General features: G+C 59.6%; 20 protein-coding genes. 9 read left to right on the forward strand and 11 right to left on the reverse strand.

Features of this window, described 5'->3' with window-relative positions:
* The first annotated feature begins 23 nt into the window (after window positions 1-23).
* The gene (locus KVG88_RS08495; RefSeq protein ID WP_367616831.1) at window positions 24-341 is read left to right on the forward strand and encodes a type II toxin-antitoxin system RelE/ParE family toxin; all 318 of its coding nucleotides are present in this window, start codon (window positions 24-26) and stop codon (window positions 339-341) included.
* A 48-nt stretch (window positions 342-389) separates the two neighbouring features.
* Here KVG88_RS08495 and KVG88_RS08500 read toward each other — a convergent pair whose 3' ends face one another.
* A complete protein-coding gene (locus KVG88_RS08500; RefSeq protein WP_150702018.1) occupies window positions 390-575 on the reverse strand; it encodes a hypothetical protein in 186 nt (61 codons plus the stop codon).
* A 415-nt stretch (window positions 576-990) separates the two neighbouring features.
* Between KVG88_RS08500 and KVG88_RS08505 the strand changes: the two genes are divergently transcribed.
* The 7 genes from KVG88_RS08505 (at window position 991) to aauR (ending at window position 9,519) form a co-directional block, all read left to right on the forward strand.
* Window positions 991-2,616, forward strand: a complete 1,626-nt coding sequence (locus KVG88_RS08505) for a glucan biosynthesis protein D (protein ID WP_150702017.1) — start codon at window positions 991-993, stop codon at window positions 2,614-2,616.
* A 277-nt stretch (window positions 2,617-2,893) separates the two neighbouring features.
* Window positions 2,894-3,808, forward strand: coding sequence for a glutamate/aspartate ABC transporter substrate-binding protein (locus KVG88_RS08510; protein ID WP_150702016.1), 915 nt, complete (start codon window positions 2,894-2,896; stop codon window positions 3,806-3,808).
* 193 nt (window positions 3,809-4,001) lie between these two features.
* Window positions 4,002-4,748 carry an amino acid ABC transporter permease gene (locus tag KVG88_RS08515; protein ID WP_150702015.1) on the forward strand — a complete coding sequence of 249 codons (747 nt, stop codon included), beginning with the start codon at window positions 4,002-4,004 and terminating at the stop codon, window positions 4,746-4,748.
* Window positions 4,748-5,419 carry an amino acid ABC transporter permease gene (locus tag KVG88_RS08520; RefSeq protein WP_150702014.1) on the forward strand — a complete coding sequence of 224 codons (672 nt, stop codon included), beginning with the start codon at window positions 4,748-4,750 and terminating at the stop codon, window positions 5,417-5,419. The genes KVG88_RS08515 and KVG88_RS08520 overlap by 1 nt, the downstream gene beginning before the upstream one ends.
* Complete coding sequence (locus tag KVG88_RS08525) at window positions 5,416-6,150, forward strand: amino acid ABC transporter ATP-binding protein (protein WP_007975082.1); 735 nt, start codon at window positions 5,416-5,418, stop codon at window positions 6,148-6,150. Before KVG88_RS08520 ends, KVG88_RS08525 begins: the two co-directional genes overlap by 4 nt.
* A gap of 148 nt (window positions 6,151-6,298) precedes the next feature.
* Window positions 6,299-8,194 (forward strand): two-component sensor histidine kinase AauS, encoded by a 1,896-nt coding sequence (aauS, locus tag KVG88_RS08530; protein WP_217871077.1) that lies wholly within the window; start codon window positions 6,299-6,301, stop codon window positions 8,192-8,194.
* Window positions 8,191-9,519: a two-component response regulator AauR gene (gene aauR / locus KVG88_RS08535; RefSeq protein WP_217871078.1), complete on the forward strand. Its 1,329-nt coding sequence runs from the start codon at window positions 8,191-8,193 to the stop codon at window positions 9,517-9,519. The genes aauS and aauR overlap by 4 nt, the downstream gene beginning before the upstream one ends.
* Before the next feature lie 33 nt (window positions 9,520-9,552).
* On the opposite strand, the gene KVG88_RS08540 is transcribed toward aauR, so the two are convergent.
* The 5 genes from KVG88_RS08540 to metE all read right to left on the reverse strand — a co-directional run bounded on the left by KVG88_RS08540 (window position 9,553) and on the right by metE (window position 15,640).
* Window positions 9,553-10,461, reverse strand: a complete 909-nt coding sequence (locus KVG88_RS08540) for a hypothetical protein (protein ID WP_217871079.1) — start codon at window positions 10,459-10,461, stop codon at window positions 9,553-9,555.
* Complete coding sequence (locus tag KVG88_RS08545) at window positions 10,458-11,153, reverse strand: hypothetical protein (protein WP_217871080.1); 696 nt, start codon at window positions 11,151-11,153, stop codon at window positions 10,458-10,460. The genes KVG88_RS08540 and KVG88_RS08545 overlap by 4 nt, the downstream gene beginning before the upstream one ends.
* A gap of 98 nt (window positions 11,154-11,251) precedes the next feature.
* On the reverse strand, window positions 11,252-11,917 hold the full coding sequence (locus KVG88_RS08550) for a DsbA family oxidoreductase (RefSeq protein ID WP_217871081.1): 666 nt from the start codon (window positions 11,915-11,917) through the stop codon (window positions 11,252-11,254).
* A 160-nt stretch (window positions 11,918-12,077) separates the two neighbouring features.
* Window positions 12,078-13,112 carry an alpha/beta fold hydrolase gene (locus tag KVG88_RS08555; protein ID WP_217871082.1) on the reverse strand — a complete coding sequence of 345 codons (1,035 nt, stop codon included), beginning with the start codon at window positions 13,110-13,112 and terminating at the stop codon, window positions 12,078-12,080.
* A 203-nt stretch (window positions 13,113-13,315) separates the two neighbouring features.
* Window positions 13,316-15,640 carry a 5-methyltetrahydropteroyltriglutamate--homocysteine S-methyltransferase gene (metE, locus tag KVG88_RS08560; RefSeq protein ID WP_217871083.1) on the reverse strand — a complete coding sequence of 775 codons (2,325 nt, stop codon included), beginning with the start codon at window positions 15,638-15,640 and terminating at the stop codon, window positions 13,316-13,318.
* A gap of 110 nt (window positions 15,641-15,750) precedes the next feature.
* Here metE and metR point away from each other — a divergent pair, with 110 nt between their 5' ends.
* A complete protein-coding gene (metR, locus tag KVG88_RS08565; protein ID WP_150702006.1) occupies window positions 15,751-16,668 on the forward strand; it encodes a transcriptional regulator MetR in 918 nt (305 codons plus the stop codon).
* Window positions 16,669-16,783: 115 nt separating this feature from the next.
* On the opposite strand, the gene KVG88_RS08570 is transcribed toward metR, so the two are convergent.
* The 5 genes from KVG88_RS08570 to KVG88_RS08590 all read right to left on the reverse strand — a co-directional run bounded on the left by KVG88_RS08570 (window position 16,784) and on the right by KVG88_RS08590 (window position 20,815).
* Window positions 16,784-17,281: a GNAT family N-acetyltransferase gene (locus KVG88_RS08570; RefSeq protein WP_150702005.1), complete on the reverse strand. Its 498-nt coding sequence runs from the start codon at window positions 17,279-17,281 to the stop codon at window positions 16,784-16,786.
* A gap of 2 nt (window positions 17,282-17,283) precedes the next feature.
* On the reverse strand, window positions 17,284-17,922 hold the full coding sequence (locus tag KVG88_RS08575) for a LysE family translocator (protein ID WP_217871084.1): 639 nt from the start codon (window positions 17,920-17,922) through the stop codon (window positions 17,284-17,286).
* A gap of 22 nt (window positions 17,923-17,944) precedes the next feature.
* Complete coding sequence (locus KVG88_RS08580) at window positions 17,945-18,358, reverse strand: NUDIX hydrolase (protein ID WP_150702003.1); 414 nt, start codon at window positions 18,356-18,358, stop codon at window positions 17,945-17,947.
* Between the two features lie 141 nt (window positions 18,359-18,499).
* Window positions 18,500-19,825, reverse strand: coding sequence for an APC family permease (locus KVG88_RS08585; protein ID WP_217871085.1), 1,326 nt, complete (start codon window positions 19,823-19,825; stop codon window positions 18,500-18,502).
* A 168-nt stretch (window positions 19,826-19,993) separates the two neighbouring features.
* A complete protein-coding gene (locus KVG88_RS08590) occupies window positions 19,994-20,815 on the reverse strand; it encodes a carbon-nitrogen hydrolase family protein (protein WP_217871086.1) in 822 nt (273 codons plus the stop codon).
* Window position 20,816 lies beyond the last annotated feature (1 nt).

Consider the following 20,816-nt stretch of genomic DNA (forward strand, 5'->3'; position numbering starts at 1 on the left):
CCACGCGGTGTTTCAGTTAAATCTTGCACCCAGGTTTTACGACTGCTGCGCCGCCGAACGCAGTACTGACTGAAAAAGCGGGAAGCGACCTCGACAATATTTATGAGCACTACCGAGAGACCGCGGGCGCAGACGCCGCCATGAAGATCATCTCGACGATTTTGCAATCCTTCAAACAACTGGAAGTGTTTCCTGGCTCAGGCAGACCTTCCGTCATGCCGGATGTACGAGAGCGGGTTCTTGATCGTTATCCCTTCATTGTTCCTTACCGATTTTCACAAGGAAAAATTCAAGTTTTACGAGTGCTCCATCAGCGAATGGAGCGCTCGCAAGATTGGTAGAAAGCACTCAGCCGAGACTACGCTGCCGCGACTGAATACCCGCCTGCTTCAAAACCGCGAAACACTCCTCATCGCATCCACCAGATACCTCATCGCGATCCGGTCGCTCTCGGATAACTCGCGATAGCGTTCCACCAACTTCATTTCCTCACTGTTAAGACGACGTCTTCGCCGGCCGCTGGCCAGGCATGGAAAAAGTCCCAACATTTCGGTGATGCCTTGTACTTTCGACATGGACGATGTCCTTCTCTACGTCAAAGAAAACTTCAGATACCGCATCGCCCTGATCCTTTTTCAGCAGCGCCTCGTGCCAACTGAATCGCACCGGCCCGAAGGGCATAAACCGGTCATGTACACAGAATAGAAATATTCCGGGCGCTGAAAAGCGGTTTTTAGAGTAATTAGTCGAAAAAAGCAGAAATGCCCTTTAAATCAGAAGGTGCTGTCGGAATTGTTTCCCGACATGTCTTGTTTCATTGCCGAACTAGCGTGGTGCCATCAATCAATTTTGCTCCGCAATCGAACGGTTTAAGCTATCGGGCATCTGTTTAAAAGTCCGTTGCGTTTGGCCGAAGGCATGTCCGAACCGATATTTCTGATCCAGCACGTGCCAGGAACGGCGCGGGATTGTTCACGACAGGTTGTATTTATGCATCGCAGGAACTTGCTCAAAGCCTCCATGGCCATCGCGGCCTACACCGGTTTGTCCGCCACCGGCCTGCTTGCCGCCCGTGCCTGGGCTGCACCTGGCACCGCCGACGGTGAGGCCAAGGCCTTCGATTTCGAGGCGCTGAAAGTGCAGGCCAAGCAGTTGGCCAACAAGCCCTATCAGGACACGAAACAGGTGCTGCCACCGACGTTGGCAACCATGACTCCGCAAAACTTCAATGCGATCCGCTATGACGGTGAGCATTCGTTGTGGAAAGACAACAAGGGTCAGCTCGACGTGCAGTTCTTCCATGTCGGCATGGGCTTCAAGCAGCCGGTGCGCATGTACAGCGTCGATCCTAAAACCCGCATGGCGCGTGAAGTGCATTTCCGTCCGTCGCTGTTCAACTACGAAAACACCACGGTCGATACCAAGCAACTGACGGGCGACCTGGGTTTCTCCGGCTTCAAACTGTTCAAGGCGCCGGAACTGGACAAGCACGACGTGGTGTCCTTCCTCGGCGCCAGCTACTTCCGTGCGGTGGACGCAACCGGTCAGTACGGCCTGTCGGCCCGGGGTCTGGCGATCGACACCTACGCCAAGAAGCGTGAAGAATTCCCTGACTTCACCAAATTCTGGTTCGAGACGCCAAACAAGGACAGCACCCGCTTCGTGGTCTACGCCCTGCTCGACTCGCCAAGCGCCACCGGCGCCTACCGTTTCGACATCGACTGCCAGGCCGAGCGCGTGGTGATGGAAGTCGACGCCCACGTGAATGCACGCACCGCCATCGATCAACTGGGCATCGCGCCGATGACCAGCATGTTCAGCTGCGGCACCCATGAGCGCCGGATGTGCGACACCATCCACCCGCAAATCCACGACTCCGATCGCCTGGCGATGTGGCGCGGCAACGGCGAGTGGATCTGCCGCCCGCTGAACAACCCGGCCACCCTGCAATTCAATGCGTTCGCCGATACCGACCCGAAAGGTTTCGGCCTGGTGCAGACCGATCACGAATTCGCCAGCTATCAGGACACCGTCGACTGGTACAGCCGCCGCCCGAGCCTGTGGGTCGAACCGACCACGTCGTGGGGCGAAGGCTCGATCGATCTGCTGGAAATCCCTACCACCGGCGAAACCATGGACAACATCGTCGCCTTCTGGACGCCGAAGAAACCGGTGGCTGCCGGCGACTCGCTCAACTACGGCTACAAACTCTACTGGAGCGCGTTGCCTCCGGTGGGTACACCGCTGGCGCGAGTCCACGCGACACGTTCTGGCATGGGCGGTTTCACTGAAGGCTGGGCACCGGGTGAACACTATCCACCGGTCTGGGCACGGCGCTTTGCCGTGGACTTCACCGGCGGTGGCCTGGACCGCTTGCCGGAAGGCACGGGCATCGAGCCGGTAGTCACGTGCTCGAACGGCGAGGTGAAGGATTTCAGCGTGCTCAAGCTCGATGACATCAAGGGCTACCGCATCCTGTTCGACTGGTACCCGACCAATGACAGCGTCGCCCCCGTGGAGCTGCGCCTGTTCATCCGCACCAACGACCGCACGCTGAGTGAAACCTGGTTGTACCAGTACTTCCCGCCAGCGCCGGACAAGCGCAAATATCCGTGATCAATAGGTAGCACCCTGCCACCATTCGGTTTTCCGAACGCGACCTATGGGTCGGTTCGGATAACCGGATTTTCCAACCTCAATATTCACGCCATAAAAATTTAATTTCCTTATAAATCAACACTTTGACCAATCGGCACTGGTCTGGCACGAGTCATGCTCTACACTTCTTCGACGGATGTCCTTTGCGCGCACTCTCAGTAGCGCTCTGGCATTTGCAGCACAAAAAGGGCCGAACAACTGGCTCCATAAAAAAAACAATGTCGAGGAAAATTTGATGCGCATCGTTCCCCATATCCTGGGCGCAGCCATTGCTGCCGCTCTGATCAGCACGCCAGTTTTCGCCGCCGAACTCACCGGCACCCTGAAGAAGATCAAAGAGTCCGGTGTCATCACCCTGGGCCATCGCGACGCTTCCATTCCGTTTTCCTACATTGCAGATGCTTCCGGCAAACCGATCGGCTACTCCCACGACATCCAGCTGAAAGTCGTTGAAGCCATCAAAAAAGACCTCGACATGCCGAACCTCCAGGTCAAGTACAACCTGGTGACTTCGCAGACCCGTATCCCGCTGGTACAGAACGGCACCGTCGACCTGGAATGCGGTTCCACCACCAACAACGTCGAGCGTCAGCAACAGGTTGACTTCTCCGTTGGTATCTTCGAGGTCGGCACCCGCCTGCTGGCCAAGAAAGATTCGACTTATAAAGATTTCGGCGACCTCAAAGGCAAGAACGTTGTGACCACCGCCGGCACTACCTCCGAGCGCATCCTCAAGGCAATGAACGCCGACAAGCAGATGGGCATGAACGTGATTTCCGCCAAGGACCACGGCGAGTCCTTCCAGATGCTGGAAAGCGGCCGCGCTGTAGCTTTCATGATGGACGACGTATTGCTGGCCGGTGAAATGGCCAAGGCGAAGAAGCCCGCTGACTGGGCCGTCACGGGTACTCCACAGTCGTTCGAAATCTATGGCTGCATGGTTCGCAAAGGTGACGAGCCATTCAAAAAGGCTGTGGATGACGCCATCAAGGCAACCTACGCTTCGGGCGAAATCAACAAGATTTACGACAAATGGTTCCTCCAGCCTGTCCCACCTAAAGGCGTGAACCTGATGTTCCCGATGAGCGACAAGGTCAAGGAATTGATCGCCACCCCGACTGATAAAGCGGCTGACGACAAGAAATCCTGATTTCTGACTAACCTTATCTCCTGAAGGGACCTTGCCCCTTCAGGAGGTTGTCACTCCCTGCTGGCATTTATTGGAAACACTCGCACCGGTCGCTGTCGAGCCGATGCTGTGTGCCTGATCGTCAAGATCGGGTGGGAACGGAGCTTCCCCCAAGCGGGCACTTGTACATCGATTGATCTGAGGGGAGACCCTAATGAATTACAACTGGGACTGGGGCGTGTTCTTCAAGTCCACCGGCGTGGGCAGCGAGACCTATCTCGACTGGTACATCGCAGGTCTGGGCTGGACCATCGGTATCGCCATTGCGGCCTGGATCATCGCCCTGACACTGGGCTCGATCCTGGGCGTCATGCGTACGGTGCCGAACCGCATCGTATCGGGCATCGCCACCTGCTACGTCGAACTCTTCCGTAACGTGCCGCTGCTGGTGCAACTGTTCATCTGGTACTTCCTGGTACCCGACCTGCTGCCGGCCGACCTGCAAGAGTGGTACAAGCAGGACCTTAACCCGACCACCTCGGCCTTCCTCAGCGTGGTTGTGTGCCTCGGCCTGTTCACCACCGCCCGCGTTTGCGAGCAGGTGCGCACCGGTATCCAGGCCCTGCCAAAAGGCCAGGAATCCGCGGCCCGCGCCATGGGCTTCAAGCTGCCGCAAATCTACTGGAACGTGCTGCTGCCCCAGGCCTACCGGATCATTATTCCGCCGCTTACCTCGGAATTCTTGAACGTCTTCAAGAACACCTCCGTGGCCTCGCTGATCGGTTTGATGGAGTTGCTCGCGCAGACCAAACAGACCGCCGAGTTCTCCGCCAACCTGTTCGAAGCCTTCACCCTGGCCACATTGATCTACTTCACCCTGAACATGAGCCTGATGTTGCTGATGCGTATGGTCGAGAAGAAAGTCTCCGTACCGGGCCTGATTTCCGTAGGGGGTAAATGATGGAATTCGACTTCTCGGGCATCATCCCGTCCCTGCCGGGGCTGTGGAACGGCATGGTCATGACCCTCAAGCTGATGGCTATGGGCGTGATCGGCGGCATCATCCTCGGTACCATCCTGGCGCTGTGCCGTCTGTCCCACAACAAACTGCTGTCGAACCTGGCCGGCGCCTACGTTAACTACTTCCGTTCGATCCCGTTGCTGCTGGTGATCACCTGGTTCTACCTGGCGGTGCCGTTCGTGCTGCGCTGGATCACCGGTGAAGACACGCCAATCGGCGCGTTCGCCTCCTGCATCGTGGCCTTCATGATGTTCGAAGCGGCGTACTTCTGCGAAATCGTCCGTGCCGGTGTGCAGTCGATTCCAAAGGGTCAGATGGGCGCTGCCCAGGCGCTGGGCATGACTTACGGCCAGATGATGCGCCTGATCATCCTGCCGCAAGCGTTCCGCAAGATGACGCCGCTGTTGCTGCAACAGAGCATCATCCTGTTTCAGGACACCTCGCTGGTCTACGCCGTCGGCCTGGTGGACTTCCTCAATGCTTCGCGCGCCAGTGGCGACATCATTGGCCGCTCCAATGAGTTCCTGATTTTCGCGGGTCTCGTGTACTTCATCATCAGCTTCGCCGCCTCGCTGCTGGTCAAGCGTCTGCAAAAAAGGTTCGCCGTATGATCTCTATCAAAAGCATCAACAAGTGGTATGGGGACTTCCAGGTACTGACTGATTGCAGCACCGAGGTCAAAAAAGGTGAAGTGATCGTGGTGTGCGGGCCATCCGGTTCCGGCAAGTCGACTTTGATCAAATGCGTCAACGCCCTGGAGCCGTTCCAGAAAGGCGACATCGTGGTCGACGGCACCTCCATCGCCGACCCGAAGACCAACCTGCCGAAACTGCGTTCGCGCGTGGGCATGGTGTTCCAGCATTTCGAGCTGTTTCCGCACCTGACCATCACCGAAAACCTGACCATCGCGCAGATCAAGGTGTTGGGCCGCAGCAAGGAAGAAGCGACCAAGAAAGGCCTGCAACTGCTCGAACGTGTTGGTCTTTCGGCCCACGCCCACAAGCATCCGGGCCAATTGTCCGGTGGTCAGCAGCAGCGTGTGGCGATCGCCCGTGCGCTGGCGATGGACCCGATCGTCATGCTGTTCGACGAACCGACCTCCGCGCTCGACCCGGAAATGGTCAACGAAGTACTGGACGTGATGGTGCAACTGGCCCACGAAGGCATGACCATGATGTGCGTGACCCACGAAATGGGCTTCGCCCGCAAAGTGGCTGACCGCGTGATCTTCATGGACGCTGGCAAGATTATCGAAGACTGCAAGAAGGAAGAGTTCTTCGGCGACATCAGCCACCGCGCCGAACGTACTCAGCACTTCCTCAACAAGATCCTCCAACACTAAAGCTGCACGGTCTCCCCTGCAGGAGCCGCCGCAGGCTGCGATCTTTTGACTTGGCTTGTAAAAAACAAGATCAGAAGATCGCAGCCTGCGGCAGCTCCTACTGGGAGTCCTCTGGGCTTGTTGTTGTGGTTGACCCAAGGCATCTGTGATGAAATGCGACCCCGAACTCTACCGCGCCACGTCGCCATCACTCGCCGTGAAACCCCGTCTGATTCGCCACCTGTTCCTGCCGCCGCTGATCATCGCCCTGATGATCGGCCTGGGTTACATCGGCTTTTGGATCAGTGAACACTATGGCATCCGCAGCCTCAGCGAAAACGGCCAGCGTCAGCTGGAACTGCACGCCCGCGCCGTCGAAAGCGAAATCAGCAAATACACCTACCTGCCCAGCCTGCTGGAACTCGAAACCAGTGTTTCGAAGCTGCTGGCCGACCCGAGCCCGGAACACCGGCAAACGGTCAACGATTACCTTGAAGGCCTGAACCGGCGTAGCCGCAGTCGGGCCATTTACGTGATGGACACCACCGGCCGCGTCATGGCCACCAGCAACTGGCGCGATGTCGACAGTTATCTCGGTGAAGACCTGTCCTTCCGTGCCTATTTCCAGAACGCCATACGCGGTCAGCCGGGACGCTTCTACGGTATTGGCAGCACCAACGGCGAACCCGGCTATTACCTGGCCCATGGCCTGGAAGAACACGGCAAGATCATCGGCGTCGCGGTGGTCAAGGTGCGCCTCGAAGCCATGGAAGAACGCTGGCAGCGAGCGCGTCTCGAAGCCTTCGTCAGTGACGAGAACGGCATCATCATTCTCTCCAGCGATCCGGCGCGGCGCTTGAAATCCGTGGTGCCGCTGAGGGATGAAACGAAAGAGAAACTCGCTCGCAGCCTGCAGTACTACTGGTTCCCGCTCAACGAACTGCAACCGCTGGCCCGGGAAACCCTGTCCGAAGGTGTGGAAAAACTCACCTTCCCGGCCAACAGCGAGCTGGTGTCCGACGATGAAAACATCAGCTACCTGTCGCAGACCCGTCCACTGAGCGATACACCGTGGAATTTCACCCTGCTGACGCCGCTGCAGGATTTGCGCCGCGAAGCGATCAATCAGGGGATTCTGGTGGCGGTGGCGTTTGCCCTTGTCGCCTTCCTGCTGATTGCCTGGAACGAGCGGCGCAAGGTGATCGCCACGCGCTTGGCAGCCCGGGAAGCCTTGCAGGAAGCCAACAATCAACTGGAGCGTCGGATTACCGAACGCACCGTCGACCTGCGCGCCAGCAACGAACGGCTCAAGGGCCAGATCCGCGAACGACGCCATGCCGAAGAGACGTTGCGCCGCGCCCAGGATGAACTGGTGCAGGCCGGAAAACTCGCGGCCATCGGCCAGATGTCCACCAGCATTGCCCACGAACTGAACCAGCCACTGGCGGCGCTGCGCACCTTGTCCGGCAATACCGTGCGTTTTCTGGAGCGCGGTCAATTGGACGTCGCCAGCACCAACCTCAAGACCATCAACGAATTGATCGACCGCATGGGTCGCATCACCGCCAGCCTGCGCTCCTTCGCCCGGCGCGGTGACGACAAGGGTCAGGCGTGCCTCGGCAAAGGCGTGAATGCAGCGTTGCAGTTGCTCGACGGGCGCATGAAAAACACACAGCTGCACTGCCATTTTGAAGAGGTGCAGGTGCGGATCGACCAGACCCGCCTCGAGCAGATTCTGGTCAACCTGATCGGCAATGCCCTCGACGCCATGCAGGCTCAGCCGCTACCTGAACTCTGGCTCGAAGGTGAAGCAGTCGATGGCAAATACCGCCTGCGAGTTCGCGACAACGGCCATGGCATCGACGCCGAAGCGCGCAAGCATTTGTTCGAACCGTTCTTCACCACCAAACCCGGCGAACAGGGTCTAGGCCTTGGCCTGACCTTGTCCGCGAGCCTGGCTGCCGCCACCGGCGGGCACCTGGGTGTCGAACACCCGGCCAGCGGTGGTACCGCATTCGTCCTCAGTTTACCGTTGGTAAGCCCCACTCCCGCCGAGCCAATATGAACAACGACCTTAGTGTTTTGATCGTCGAAGACGACCCCCACGTACTGCTCGGTTGCCAACAGGCGCTGACCCTCGAAGACATTCCCTGCATTGGCGTGGGCAGCGCCGAAGAAGCTCTGGCGCAGGTCGGCGACAACTTTGCCGGCATCGTCATCAGCGACATTCGCCTGCCGGGCATCGATGGCCTGGAACTGCTGGGCAGGCTCAAAGAGCGTGATCGCAGTTTGCCGGTCGTGCTGATTACCGGGCACGGCGACATTTCCATGGCCGTCGGCGCGATGCAGAAAGGCGCCTACGACTTCATGGAGAAACCGTTTTCTCCGGAGCGGCTGGTGGACGTGGCCCGCCGTGCGCTGGAACAGCGCAGCCTGGCGCGGGAAGTGTCGTCGTTGCGTCGGCAACTGGCCGAACGCGACTCCCTTGAAGGGCGGATCATCGGCCGCTCCCCCGCCATGCAGAATTTGCGTGAGTTGATCGCCAACGTCGCCGACACCTCGGCCAATGTGCTGATCGAAGGCGAAACCGGCACCGGCAAGGAACTGGTTGCGCGTTGCCTGCATGACTTCAGTCGACGCCACACCAAACAGTTTGTCGCACTGAACTGCGGCGGCCTGCCGGAGAACCTGTTCGAGAGCGAAATTTTCGGCCACGAAGCCAACGCCTTCACCGGCGCCGGCAAACGCCGAATCGGCAAGATCGAACACGCCGACGGCGGCACGCTGTTCCTCGACGAAGTGGAAAGCATGCCCCTGCCCTTGCAGATCAAATTGCTGCGGGTACTGCAGGAGCGCACCCTCGAACGCCTCGGCTCGAACCAGAGCGTGGCGGTGGATTGCCGGGTGATTGCGGCGACCAAATCCGACCTCGTCGAGTCGAGCAAGGCGGGTGAGTTTCGCAGCGACCTGTATTACCGGCTCAACGTGGTGACCCTGGAACTGCCGCCGCTGCGCGAGCGTCGCGAAGACATTCTGCAACTGTTCGAATACTTCTTGCAGCAGTCGTCCCTGCGCTTCGACCGGATCGCGCCAGAGTTGGATAACCAGACGGTTTCCAGTTTGATGAGCCACGACTGGCCGGGCAACGTGCGCGAACTGCGCAACGTCGCCGAACGCTTTGCCCTCGGCTTACCGGCCTTCAAGAAGCCCGGCGCCAGCGGCAGCACCCAAGGCCTGGCGTTCGCGGAAGCGGTGGAAGCGTTCGAACGCAATCTGCTGAGCGATGCCTTGCAACGCAGCGGCGGCAACCTCACACAGGCCAGCCAGGAACTGGGCATGGCCAAGACCACCCTGTTCGACAAAGTGAAGAAGTACGGGTTGAGCCACTGAGAAGTGCAAATTCTGTAGGTGCCGGCTTGGTGTTTAGCGTCCGTAGACTTTCTCAAGCTGCGCCTGGGTCAGCGCATCCTCAAACGGCACCGGAACTGATTTCACCGCGCCGTAGAGGTTACGGTAACGCCAGTAATTTCCGTTGTTCGCCAGTTGATAGCCACGCTCGACCACGCGTTGACCGTCGAGCACGTAACGCAAGGTTTCCTGGGCTGCCGGTGGCGGAGCCGGTTGCATCAAGTCCGTGGCCAGTACGCGCATGGCTTCATCGATGCATTCGTCGAGCACCGCGGTGACTTTCGCCAGCTCAAGGCTGCCGTCATCGATGCACTGGTTGCCGCAACGACGGATCGGCTGGCTGGTGACTTCGATGCGCATGCGGTACAGCGGCGAACCGGCGATGTCCTGGACCTGAACCTGATTGACCAGGACAAAACTGCCACGGTCCGGGGTCAGCATGAGTTTCGGCTCGATCAACAAACGCGCCGTGACCTGCCCTTCGCCCTGCTTGAGCCCGGCCACTTGCGAGGCCTGCTGATAGCGCTGCTGCAATCGTTCCTGCAAAGGCACGCCGGCGAGCAATTCCGCCAGGGGCCGTGAATCCTTGAGGGCGGACTTTTCCGCATCGCGCTGCAAAGTACCGCTGCCCATCTGGGTGTTGACCAGGCTGGCCACCAACACCCCCGCCAACCCGGCACCGGTGCCCGAGTTCAGCAACAGCGCCTGGCTCGACGATGCGGCCTTCAGCGCATCCTTGCTATCGATCACGGTGCTGGCGCCGACAAAGGCTGGCGGCACCTGCACATCGACCTTTAGCCCGTGCGCCTGGACGTAAGGCAACGCGCCCTGGTCCTTGAAACCGGCCTCGGGCGCCGGTTTCTGCGCACAGCCGCCCAGCATCAGCAGGGCCAGCACGCTGGCCGCTACGATCGAGCGCTTCATTTGGCGAACGGGCTGATCATTTGCTGACGGCTGTTATCCATCGCCTGGTAGAACGCGTTGGACAGGTTGGTGTAGGTCGGCTCGTCCCACTCGCCCTGTGCGGCTTGTACCGCGACAAATGGCTGGAACCACAGCAGTTTGTTGTCCGACAGATCAACCACCATGCCCTGCCCGCCTACCTGCGCCAACGGCACGCTGGTCGGTACGATGCTGTAGTAGCTGCGGGTAGCCCCGGTGGCGGTGACATACACCAGTAGCAGACGGTCGACGCCATATTTGGCCTTGATCGGGGTCAGGTCCTTGACGGTATAGCCTTCGCGGAATTTGGTTTCCTTGTAGGCCGCCAGGTCGACTTTCTCGTCGATGCGCTTGGCTTTGTAACCCTTGGCCTGCAGCTTGGCGACGATCGCATCGGGCAAGGTATCCAGATCACGAACCTGCCAGGTTTTGACGTTGTCACTGAGTTTGCTGTTAACGCCGGAGTTGATGGCGTAATCGAGGAGGCCCTGATTTCCGGTCAACGCCAGCACCGGAGGCGGCAAGACGCTGATCGCCACGCCGATGGTCGGCTCCTTGGCATCCCAAAATTGTTGGTCGAGCGGTACCGGCGGCTGGACGTTGGCACAACCAGTGAGGGTCAGGCAGGCAAGCAGAGTCAGTGCAGCGAACGTGCGTAGAGCGTGGAATGTCATGGATCAAATCCCTATGATTGAAAACGTTGCTGCGTGTATCGGCAGCAACGGCCAAAACCATAGTGGCACATTGACACTTATTTGACGACTGTAATCTGTCAGCTGACGGTGCCGCCCTTCGCCTCACTGATGATTTGCCGGATTGCGCCGACAAAAGTCTCCACCGGTTGACCGCCCGTGACAGCGTATTGGCCGTTGAACACCACGGTTGGCACCGAACTGACGCCACGCGACAGCCATGCCTGTTCTTCTTCACGGACCTCTTTGGCAAACTCGTCCGACCCCAGAATGGCTTCGGCTCGCGAGCGGTCGAGGCCTGTGCTTTCAGCGATGTTCGCCAGCTGCACAGGGTCTGAAGGACTGCCACCGTCGGTGAAATACGCCTTGAACAACGCTTCCTTGAGTGGCTGTTGCCGCCCTTCAAGACCGGCCCAGTGCAACAGGCGATGGGCATCGAAGGTGTTGTAGATGCGGCTGTTGCCGTCGGTGCGAAAGGCAAAACCGACGTCGGCACCGCGTGCGCGGATCATCTCGCGATTTTTTTGCGATTGCTCGGGTGTCGAGCCGTACTTCTCGGTGATGTGTTCGGTGATGTTCTGCCCTTCGGGCGCCATCTTCGGGTTCAGCTCGAATGGCTGGAAACGGATCTCGGCGCTGACTTCATCGCGCAAAATGTGCAAGGCCTGGGTCAGGCCATACAAACCGACGACGCACCAGGGGCAGGAGACGTCGCTGACGAAATCGATTTTCAAAGGGGCACTCATTACACACCTCGCTGGCTGAAACGCGTCGCAAAGTTTGCACAATACACCTGCATAACCCCTTTTTGTGCAGGAGCTGCCGAAGGCTGCGATCTTTTGATTTTGCTTTTAAAAAAGATCAAAAGATCGCAGCCTTCGGCAGCTCCCACAGTTGATCGCGGTGTTAGAGAAGGTTGTGTTCAGCCACCGGTTCGATCTGCGCCCAATGCGAAGTGTCCTCGCGGTGTTCGCGCAAGTACGGCAACACCGCCGCCAGCAACGGCGCCTTGAAAGCCTCCTGGAATCGGTGGGCCAACCCCGGAATCAGCTTCAATTGGCTACCGCGCAAATGCGCCGCCAGATGCACGCCATGCATTACCGGCAACAACGGATCGGCCGTGCCATGCACCACCAGCGCCGGGACGCGCAATTGATTGAGCAACGCCACCCGGCTCGGCTCCGCCAGGATCGCCATGATCTGCCGCTTCACGCCTTCGGGATTGAACGCCCGGTCATACGACAGCGCGGCCTGATGCAACAACGCCTGACGATCATCCATCACCGCGGGACTGCCCAGCGCTGCCAGCAAATCGGCCTGCTGCTCCAGGGCCACTTCACGGTTCGGGGCACCGCGACGCGACAGCAACTGCACCAACGCCGCACTCGGCGCGGGCAGGCCTTCGGCCCCGGAGGTGGTCATGATCAGGGTCAGGCTCTCGACCCGTTGCGGCGCCATGGCCGCCATATGCTGGGCGATCATCCCGCCCATGCTCGCGCCGAGCACGTGGAAATGTTCGATGTGCAACGCGTCCATCAGGCCCAGGCCATCGTCGGCCATGTCGGTCAGCGAGTATGGCGCCGACACCGGCAAACCGAGTTTGTAGCGCAGCACTTCAAAGGTCAGGTTGGCTTCCAGTGGCGCTTGGCGCCAGGTCGACAAGCCGACATCGCGGTTGTCATAGCGAATCACCCGAAACCCTTGCTGACACAGCGCGACCACCACTTCATCGGGCCAGTGAATCAACTGCCCGCCCAGGCCCATTACCAGCAGCAACGCCGGGTCCGACGCACGGCCGATGCTCTGGTACGCCAGGCTCACCTGATCCAGATCGACCCGTTCGGTCGGCACATTGACGTCACAGCGAGACACCGCAAAAGACGGAAGGCTAAACAACAACGCGGCCAGAAAGGCCGCCGTCGATAAAAATCTTGCACGCATGAAAAACACCGAAACGCAGAACCCCAGTAGAGCGCGAGTCTGATGAAGTTTGTTCAAGCGCGCTGCCACAGTTCCGTGACAGTTTGATGAAGAGTGCCGAGCGGTCGTTTCCTCAGAACCGCGTTATCGTTGTTCGGCTCGCTCCCACAGGGTCAGGCGGACGCCGTCCCACTGTAGGAGCGAGCCTGCTCGCGATAACGTCCTTAAGCCAACTGACTACGCAACTGCCGCGCCGCCGCCACCATATTCACCAGCGCTGCCTCGGTCTCCGGCCACGCCCGAGTCTTCAACCCGCAATCTGGGTTGACCCACAAGCGCTCAGCCGGGATGCGCTGCACAGCCTTGGCCATCAACTTGACCATCTCGGCGGTGTCCGGCACCCGTGGCGAATGGATGTCATAGACACCCGGACCGATGTCGTTCGGGTAGTCGAACGCTTTAAAGGCTTCCAGCAACTCCATGTCCGAACGCGAGGTTTCGATGGTGATCACGTCGGCATCCATCGCCGCGATGGCTTCGATTACGTCGTTGAATTCGCTGTAGCACATGTGGGTGTGGATCTGGGTTTCGTCGCGCACACCGCTGGCACTCAAGCGGAACGCTTCCACCGCCCAGTCCAGATATTCCTGCCATTGTGCCCGACGCAGCGGCAGGCCTTCACGGAACGCGGCTTCGTCGATCTGCACGATCTTGATGCCGGCCGCTTCCAGGTCCAGCACTTCGTCACGCAGGGCCAGAGCCAACTGTTGCGCCTGGATTTTGCGCGACACGTCTTCACGCGGGAACGACCACATCAGCATCGTAACGGGACCGGTGAGCATGCCTTTCATGACCTTGTCGGTCTGGCTTTGCGCATAGCTGATCCAGTCGACGGTCATGGCTTTGGGACGGCTAAGGTCGCCATAGATGATCGCCGGTTTCACACAGCGCGAACCGTAGCTTTGAACCCAGCCAAAACGGGTGAACAGATAGCCGTCCAGTTGTTCGGCGAAGTATTCGACCATGTCGTTGCGTTCAGCTTCACCGTGCACCAGCACATCGAGGCCCAGGCGTTCCTGTACCTGCACGGCGTGGCGAATTTCGTGGTGCATGGCATCGGTGTAATCGTTGGCCGACAGCTTGCCTTGTTTGTATGCCTGACGCGCCAGACGAATCGAGCCGGTCTGCGGGAACGAGCCGATGGTGGTGGTCGGGAAGGCCGGCAGCTTCAGACGTGCGCGCTGCTGCTCGATGCGTTTGGCAAACGGCGAATGCCGTTGGCTGTCCGCAGCACCGATGGAATCGATGCGGGCCTGCACGTGGGCTTTATGAATGCGCGGCGACTCGGCGCGGCTCGCAGCAATCGCACGGCTTTGTGCCAGGGCAGTTTGCACTTTCGGCGCTTGCGGGTCGTTCAGCGCATCGCGCAGTACGGCGATTTCGCCACACTTTTGCACCGCGAACGCCAGCCAGCTTTTCAGTTCCGGGTCGAGTGTGTCTTCGCGCTCCAGGTCCACCGGGCTGTGCAGCAACGAGCAGGAACTGCTGACCCACAGGTTGTCGCCAAAGCGCTCCTGGGCAAATTGCAGTTGCGCCAGCACCGGCTCCAGTTCGCAGCGCCAGACGTTGCGACCGTTGACCAGGCCCACCGAAAGAATCTTGTAGATCGGCAGGCGATCGAGTACGTGCAGCAGTTGATCCGGCGCACGCACCGCGTCGATGTGCAGGCCTTGCACCGGCAGGCCAACGGCCAGACCGAGGTTGTCTTGCAGACCGCTGAAGTAGGTCGCGAGCAGTTTTTTCAACGGCGAATACTGAAGGATGTGGTAAGCGCGCTCGAACGCGTTCTTCCACTCTTGCGGCAGGTCGAGGGTCAGGATCGGTTCGTCGATCTGCACCCACTCCACGCCTTGTGCAGCGAGGCGACCGAGGATTTCACCGTAGATGGGCAGCAGGCGTTCCAGCAGATCAAGCTTGTCGAAGTCGTTGCCATTGCCCTTTGATTTGCCCTTGCCCAGCCACAGGTAAGTTAAAGGGCCGATGATCACCGGCTTGACGGTATGACCCAAGGCCTTGGCTTCGTCGACTTCGTCGAACAACTGTTCCCAGCTCAGTTTGAACTGCTGGTCGGCCGTGAACTCCGGGACCAGGTAGTGGTAGTTGGTGTCGAACCACTTGGTCAGCTCTTGCGCATATTGCGCCTGGCCGTGTTCATCGCCGCAGCAGCTCGCGGTGGCGCCACGGGCCATGGCGAACAGCGTGTCGAGGGTCGGCAGGCCACGGGCATCCTTGGTGTTGTCGAAACGCTCGGGGATCACCCCGAAGGTCAGCGAGTGGGTCAGCACCTGGTCGTACCAGGCGAAGTCGCCGACCGGCAGCAGATCGATGCCGGCATCCTGTTGCAGTTTCCAGTGAGTGGCGCGCAATTGGCGGCCAACGCTGTTCAACGCGCTCTGATCGATGTCGCCCTTCCAATAGGACTCAAGGGCTTTTTTCAGTTCGCGGTCGGCGCCGATGCGCGGGAAACCAAGGGTGTGGGCCACGGCCATGTCGAATGTGCTCCTGTGTAAAAGATGGCGCTATTGTCGACAGCCAGGCAAACATGAGACAAACTCAACCTTTTCGTGTTGATCACAAGTTTTCCTCATGGAGCCCTCCGGTGCTTGAAATCCGTCACCTCAAGACCCTCCACGCCTTGCGCGAAGCCGATAGCCTGGTGGACGCGGCCGACCGCCTGCACCTGACCCAATCGGCGTTGTCCCACCAGTTTAAGGAACTGGAAGAGCGCATGGGCATGCCGCTGTTCGTGCGCAAGACCAAACCGGTGCGTTTCACCAGCGCCGGTTTGCGCCTTTTGCAACTGGCCGATGCCACCCTGCCGTTGCTGCGCGCTGCCGAACGTGACATCAGCCGATTGGCCGGTGGCACGGCCGGGCGTTTGCACATGGCCATCGAGTGCCACAGTTGCTTCCAGTGGCTGATGCCGACCATCGACCAGTTCCGCGATGCCTGGCCGGAAGTGGAACTGGACCTGGCGTCGGGTTTCTCATTCGCTCCGCTGCCGGCCCTGGCCCGAGGTGATCTGGACCTGGTAGTGACCTCCGACCCGGTGGACCTGGTCGGCATCACGTATGTGCCGTTGTTCACCTACGAAGCGATGCTCGCCGTGGCCAACCAGCACAAACTGGCGAGCAAGGCCTACATCGTTCCGGAAGACCTGCTCACGGAAACCTTGATCACCTACCCGGTGGAACGGGATCGCCTGGACATCTTCACTCGCTTCCTTGAACCGGCCGATGTCGAACCGGCCCAGGTCCGCACCTCGGAGCTGACGGTGATGATGATGCAACTGGTGGCCAGCGGACGCGGTGTGTGCGGCATGCCGCATTGGGCGCTGCATGAATACAGCTCGCGGGGTTATGTGAAGGCCAAGCGCCTGGGTGAGAAAGGCTTGTTTGCGACGCTGTACGCAGGGATTCGCGCCGACATGCTGGATGCGCCGTACATGCGCGATTTTCTGCTGACCGCGAAGGACACGTCGTTTTCGACGCTGGATGGGGTGAGCGCGGTTCGCTAGCACCATGTGGGGACTGGCTCACAACCTTTAAAAGATCGCAGCCTTCGGCAGCTCCTACATGGGCACGCATTTTTCCTGTAGGAGCTGCCGAAGGCTGCGATCTTTTGATCGTGCTTCAGATCTCACGGCACATATGGATCTTGTCGAAGTATTCCTCGCCCACTCGTACTGCCATCGGTTCCAGTCCGAACTGGATAAACCCGCAACGCCGGTACAGATTGAACGCAGCATCATTGCCGGCGGTGACGGTCAACTTGATCAACCGCAACCCTTGATGCGCCTGCGCCTCGGCCAAAACCGCCTGCACCAGTTGATAGCCGAGCCCGCACTGACGGGCCTGCGGTGAAACGTACATGCCAAACAGTGTTGCCTTGTGCCGGGCCTTTTCCCGAGGTTCGAACGCCAGCCCGACAATGCCCCCCAACTTGCCCTCGTCGAACGCGCCGAACACCGCATCGAGCTTGCTGGTCAGGCGCGACTCCCACCACGCCAGCGGCATGGCCGCGCGTTCGCGGACGCTCGACGTGAAAGCCTGCGGATGCAGGTCGTAGGCTTCAAGCATCAACGCGCGATAGTCCAGCGCGTGGCTGGCATCCAGTCGCTCGATCCACATGTTCAGGCCATCCGTTTTTGCTCAAGCATCAGCCGCAGGGCCAGCGCCGACAGCACGAACCCCATGAAGTAACGCTGCATCGCCAGCCAGGTCGGGTTATTGACGAACCATGAGGCAATGCCCGCCGCGAACATCGCAATCATCAGGTTGACGCAGAAGCTGACACTGATCTGGGTCAGGCCTAGCACGATGCTTTGGGTGAACACCGAACCGTGCTCCGGGGTGACGAACTGCGGAAACACCGAGAGGTAGAACACCGCGATTTTCGGATTCAGAGCACTGGTCAGAAAACCCATGGTGATCAGTTTGCGTGCCGAGTCGGGCGGTAACTGCTGCGCTTCGAACGGCGAACGCGCACCGGGCTTGACCGCCTGCCAGGCCAGCCACAACAGGTACAGCGCACCGGCCCACTTCAACACTTCATAAGCCAGCGGCACCGCGAGGAAGACGGCCGTCAAACCGGCCGCTGCGGCAAACAAATGCACGAAGAAACCCGCCACCACGCCGAGCAACGACGTCACCCCCGCCTTGCGCCCCTGGCAGATCGAACGGGAGATCAGGTAGATCATGTTCGGTCCCGGCGTCAATACCATCAGCAACGCGGCAGCGGCGAAAATCAGCAGGTCCTGAAGCGGGATCATGGCGGTTCCTTGGCGTGATTGATCAGGCGATCGCGGTCAGCGATGCTCGATAAAACGGCAGGATCAGGTCCCGTGTCAATGGCGCCAGCGTGACACCACCGTCGGTCGCCGGGTCGATCCAGAGCACCTCTTCGATCTCTGCCGCAGGCGTCACGTCGACATCGATGTGCAGCTGGAAAATCTCAGCGTGTACGACAAAGCCCGGCTCGTTGGCGGCCGGTGCCGAGAAGTGCCCCAGGTAAACGGCCTGCACCGGATCGATGTCCAGACCCAGCTCTTCTTCCAGCTCCCGGGCCAAAGCATGGACAGGCAACTCATGAGGCTCGATCTTGCCGCCCGGTTGCATGAACGCTTCGGTGCCGCGCTTGCGCACCAGCAGGGTTCGACCGTCGGGACCGATCAGCAGGGCGGCGGCGATGTGGATTTGTGTCGACATGACAAAAAGACCTTTGACTCAAAAACGGCAAGGATCACATGTCTTCCACGAATTGTGTAGGAGCTGCCGAAGGCTGCGATCTTTTGACTTTGTTTTTTCAAGATCAAAAGATCGCAGCCTTCGGCAGCTCCTACGCAGGCGTCATGCAGCCTCTTGGAAATCCATTTCCGGTGGCTGACGACGGAAACCACCCGTCAACACCGCCAGGTACACCACGCCAATCGCCAGCCAGCTCAGGCCCAGGTAAATGGCCAGGTGATCGAGGCTGACCATCAGCCACAGGTCCGCCGCCAGCCCGATGAACGGGAACAGCAGGAACAGTACGAATTCGCGCAAGCCTTTCTTCTCGCCGCCAATCCAGTAATGAAAGATCACTGATAGGTTCACCAGGCTAAACGCCAGGAACGCGCCGAAGTTGATGAACGAGGTTGAGGTCGTGACGTCGAGTTTCAGCGCCAGCAACGCCACCACTGCGCACAACAGGATGCTGTTGATCGGTGTGCCGAAGCGTTCGTGCAAGGTGCCGAAGAACGACTTCGGCAGCACGCCGTCGCGGCCCATTGCGTAGAGCAAGCGCGAGCCACTGGCCTGGGCCGACAGACCCGACGCGAACTGACCGACGATCAGGCCAATGAGGAAGATCGAGACAAACAGGTCGCCACCGATGTTGCGGGCAATTTCATAGGCCGCCGAATCCACGCTGTCGAACTGGAACGACGGGTGGGCGATCTGCACGAAGTACGAAACGCCGACGAAAATCAGACCGCCGATCAGGGTGATCAACATGATTGCCCGTGGAATGGTGCGGCGTGGGTCGCGGGTTTCTTCGGTCAGGGTGCTGACCGCGTCAAAGCCGAGGAATGAATAACAGGCGATGGCCGCGCCGCTCATGATCAACGGCATCTGCATGTCGCCATTGAAGAACGGTTTGATCGACCACAGCGGCGTGCTCGCATCGCCGCCGACGTAGTGCACGCACAGCGCGACGAAGGCGATCAGCACCAGGAACTGCACCAGCATCAGCAAGGCGTTGATGCCGTTGGCCAGTTTCAGGCCGACGATGTTGATGGCGCTGGTGATGCCGATGAACGCCAGCACCCAGATCCACTGCGGCACGGCCGGAAAAGCGGAGTTGAGGTACGCGGCGCCGATCAGCCAGATCGCCATCGGCAAAAACAGGTAATCGAGCAACACCGCCCAACCGGCGATGAACCCGAGTTTGGGGCTGATGGCCTTGCGCACATAACTGTAGGCGGAGCCCGCGACCGGGAACGCCGAGGCCATGCGCCCGTAGCTCATGGCGGTGAAAAACATCGCCACCAGCGCCGCCAGATACGCGGCCGGGACCATACCAGCGGTGGATTGAGCGAGGATGCCAAAGGTGCCGAGCACAATGATCGGCGTCATGTAGGCGATGCCAAACAGCACCACCGACCCTAATGACAGGGTGCGTTGCAAACGAGCCATGAGCGACTACTCCGGAATTATTAGATTTATGGCAGAGCCGAGTTCGGCGCAAATTTCGGGTGTTGCGTTGTTGTTCTTGGATGTCGCCAAAAGATCGCAGCCTGCGGCAGCTCCTACAGGGGACCGCGATCCATGTAGGAACTGCCGCAGGCTGCGATCTTTTGATGCTCAGCGCGCAGGTATCATCAGTTCACGCAATCCATCCGCATGCTCAACCCTCTCCCCCGGCAACTTCAGTCGCTGGTCATCGAGGTATCGATAGTCCTGACGCGCCGCCGTCAATTGATTCAGGTCCAGCTCAACCGCGAACCGCCCTTGCTCGCGACCGGCCTCGAACAACAACGAGCCCAGCGGATCGACCAGCGCACTGCCACCGGCAAACAACAACCCGCCATCGCCCTCTTCCACCCGGTTGACCATCAGCGCAAACGCCTGGTTTTCCTGGGCACGTGCCATGATCGCGGTGCGGTGAGTCGGGCCGTACGGGTCCATGTTGCCGTTGGTTACCAGCAGCAACTCGGCGCCCAGTTGCGCCAGGGCGCGGGCGGTTTCGGGGAATTCGATGTCGTAGCAGATCAGCAGGCCGACGCGCACACCATTCCACAGGCACGTGGCGTAGCGGTCGCCGGCCTCGAACACACCGCGATCCGACGCCCACAGGTGCGTCTTGCGGTACTTCAGCGCGATGCCTTCGGGGGTGATCAGCAGCGTGGTGTTGTAGAAACGGCCGTTGTCGCTCTCGGCAGTGCCGACGACCACGGCGATGTTGCGCTCACGGGCGGCAGCAATGATTGCGCTGACGGTCGGGCCATCCAGCGGCTCGGCGACCTCGGCCACGGACTCGGCCGACGGGAAGCCCATCAAGTGGCTTTCCGGAAACATGATCAGTTGCGTGTCGGCGGCGCAGGCGTTGATCGCCTCCAGCGCACGTTCGAGGTTGTAAACCGTGTCGTTGTCACGGCCCGCCAATTGCGCGAGTTCGACCTTCATG

The organism is Pseudomonas azerbaijanoccidentalis, assembly GCF_019145495.1.
Taxonomy (GTDB): Bacteria; Pseudomonadota; Gammaproteobacteria; order Pseudomonadales; family Pseudomonadaceae; genus Aquipseudomonas; species Aquipseudomonas azerbaijanoccidentalis.

What these genes read in the sequence shown, in the direction of transcription:
- KVG88_RS08500 (WP_150702018.1), bottom strand. Translation starts at nt 575, where the DNA reads ATGTCGAAAGTACAAGGCATCACCGAAATGTTGGGACTTTTTCCATGC.
- KVG88_RS08505 (WP_150702017.1), top strand. Translation starts at nt 991, where the DNA reads ATGCATCGCAGGAACTTGCTCAAAGCCTCCATGGCCATCGCGGCCTAC.
- KVG88_RS08510 (WP_150702016.1), top strand. Translation starts at nt 2,894, where the DNA reads ATGCGCATCGTTCCCCATATCCTGGGCGCAGCCATTGCTGCCGCTCTG.
- KVG88_RS08515 (WP_150702015.1), top strand. Translation starts at nt 4,002, where the DNA reads ATGAATTACAACTGGGACTGGGGCGTGTTCTTCAAGTCCACCGGCGTG.
- KVG88_RS08520 (WP_150702014.1), top strand. Translation starts at nt 4,748, where the DNA reads ATGGAATTCGACTTCTCGGGCATCATCCCGTCCCTGCCGGGGCTGTGG.
- KVG88_RS08525 (WP_007975082.1), top strand. Translation starts at nt 5,416, where the DNA reads ATGATCTCTATCAAAAGCATCAACAAGTGGTATGGGGACTTCCAGGTA.
- aauS (WP_217871077.1), top strand. Translation starts at nt 6,299, where the DNA reads ATGAAATGCGACCCCGAACTCTACCGCGCCACGTCGCCATCACTCGCC.
- aauR (WP_217871078.1), top strand. Translation starts at nt 8,191, where the DNA reads ATGAACAACGACCTTAGTGTTTTGATCGTCGAAGACGACCCCCACGTA.
- KVG88_RS08540 (WP_217871079.1), bottom strand. Translation starts at nt 10,461, where the DNA reads ATGAAGCGCTCGATCGTAGCGGCCAGCGTGCTGGCCCTGCTGATGCTG.
- KVG88_RS08545 (WP_217871080.1), bottom strand. Translation starts at nt 11,153, where the DNA reads ATGACATTCCACGCTCTACGCACGTTCGCTGCACTGACTCTGCTTGCC.
- KVG88_RS08550 (WP_217871081.1), bottom strand. Translation starts at nt 11,917, where the DNA reads ATGAGTGCCCCTTTGAAAATCGATTTCGTCAGCGACGTCTCCTGCCCC.
- KVG88_RS08555 (WP_217871082.1), bottom strand. Translation starts at nt 13,112, where the DNA reads ATGCGTGCAAGATTTTTATCGACGGCGGCCTTTCTGGCCGCGTTGTTG.
- metE (WP_217871083.1), bottom strand. Translation starts at nt 15,640, where the DNA reads ATGGCCGTGGCCCACACCCTTGGTTTCCCGCGCATCGGCGCCGACCGC.
- KVG88_RS08570 (WP_150702005.1), bottom strand. Translation starts at nt 17,281, where the DNA reads ATGTGGATCGAGCGACTGGATGCCAGCCACGCGCTGGACTATCGCGCG.
- KVG88_RS08575 (WP_217871084.1), bottom strand. Translation starts at nt 17,922, where the DNA reads ATGATCCCGCTTCAGGACCTGCTGATTTTCGCCGCTGCCGCGTTGCTG.
- KVG88_RS08580 (WP_150702003.1), bottom strand. Translation starts at nt 18,358, where the DNA reads ATGTCGACACAAATCCACATCGCCGCCGCCCTGCTGATCGGTCCCGAC.
- KVG88_RS08585 (WP_217871085.1), bottom strand. Translation starts at nt 19,825, where the DNA reads ATGGCTCGTTTGCAACGCACCCTGTCATTAGGGTCGGTGGTGCTGTTT.
- KVG88_RS08590 (WP_217871086.1), bottom strand. Translation starts at nt 20,815, where the DNA reads ATGAAGGTCGAACTCGCGCAATTGGCGGGCCGTGACAACGACACGGTT.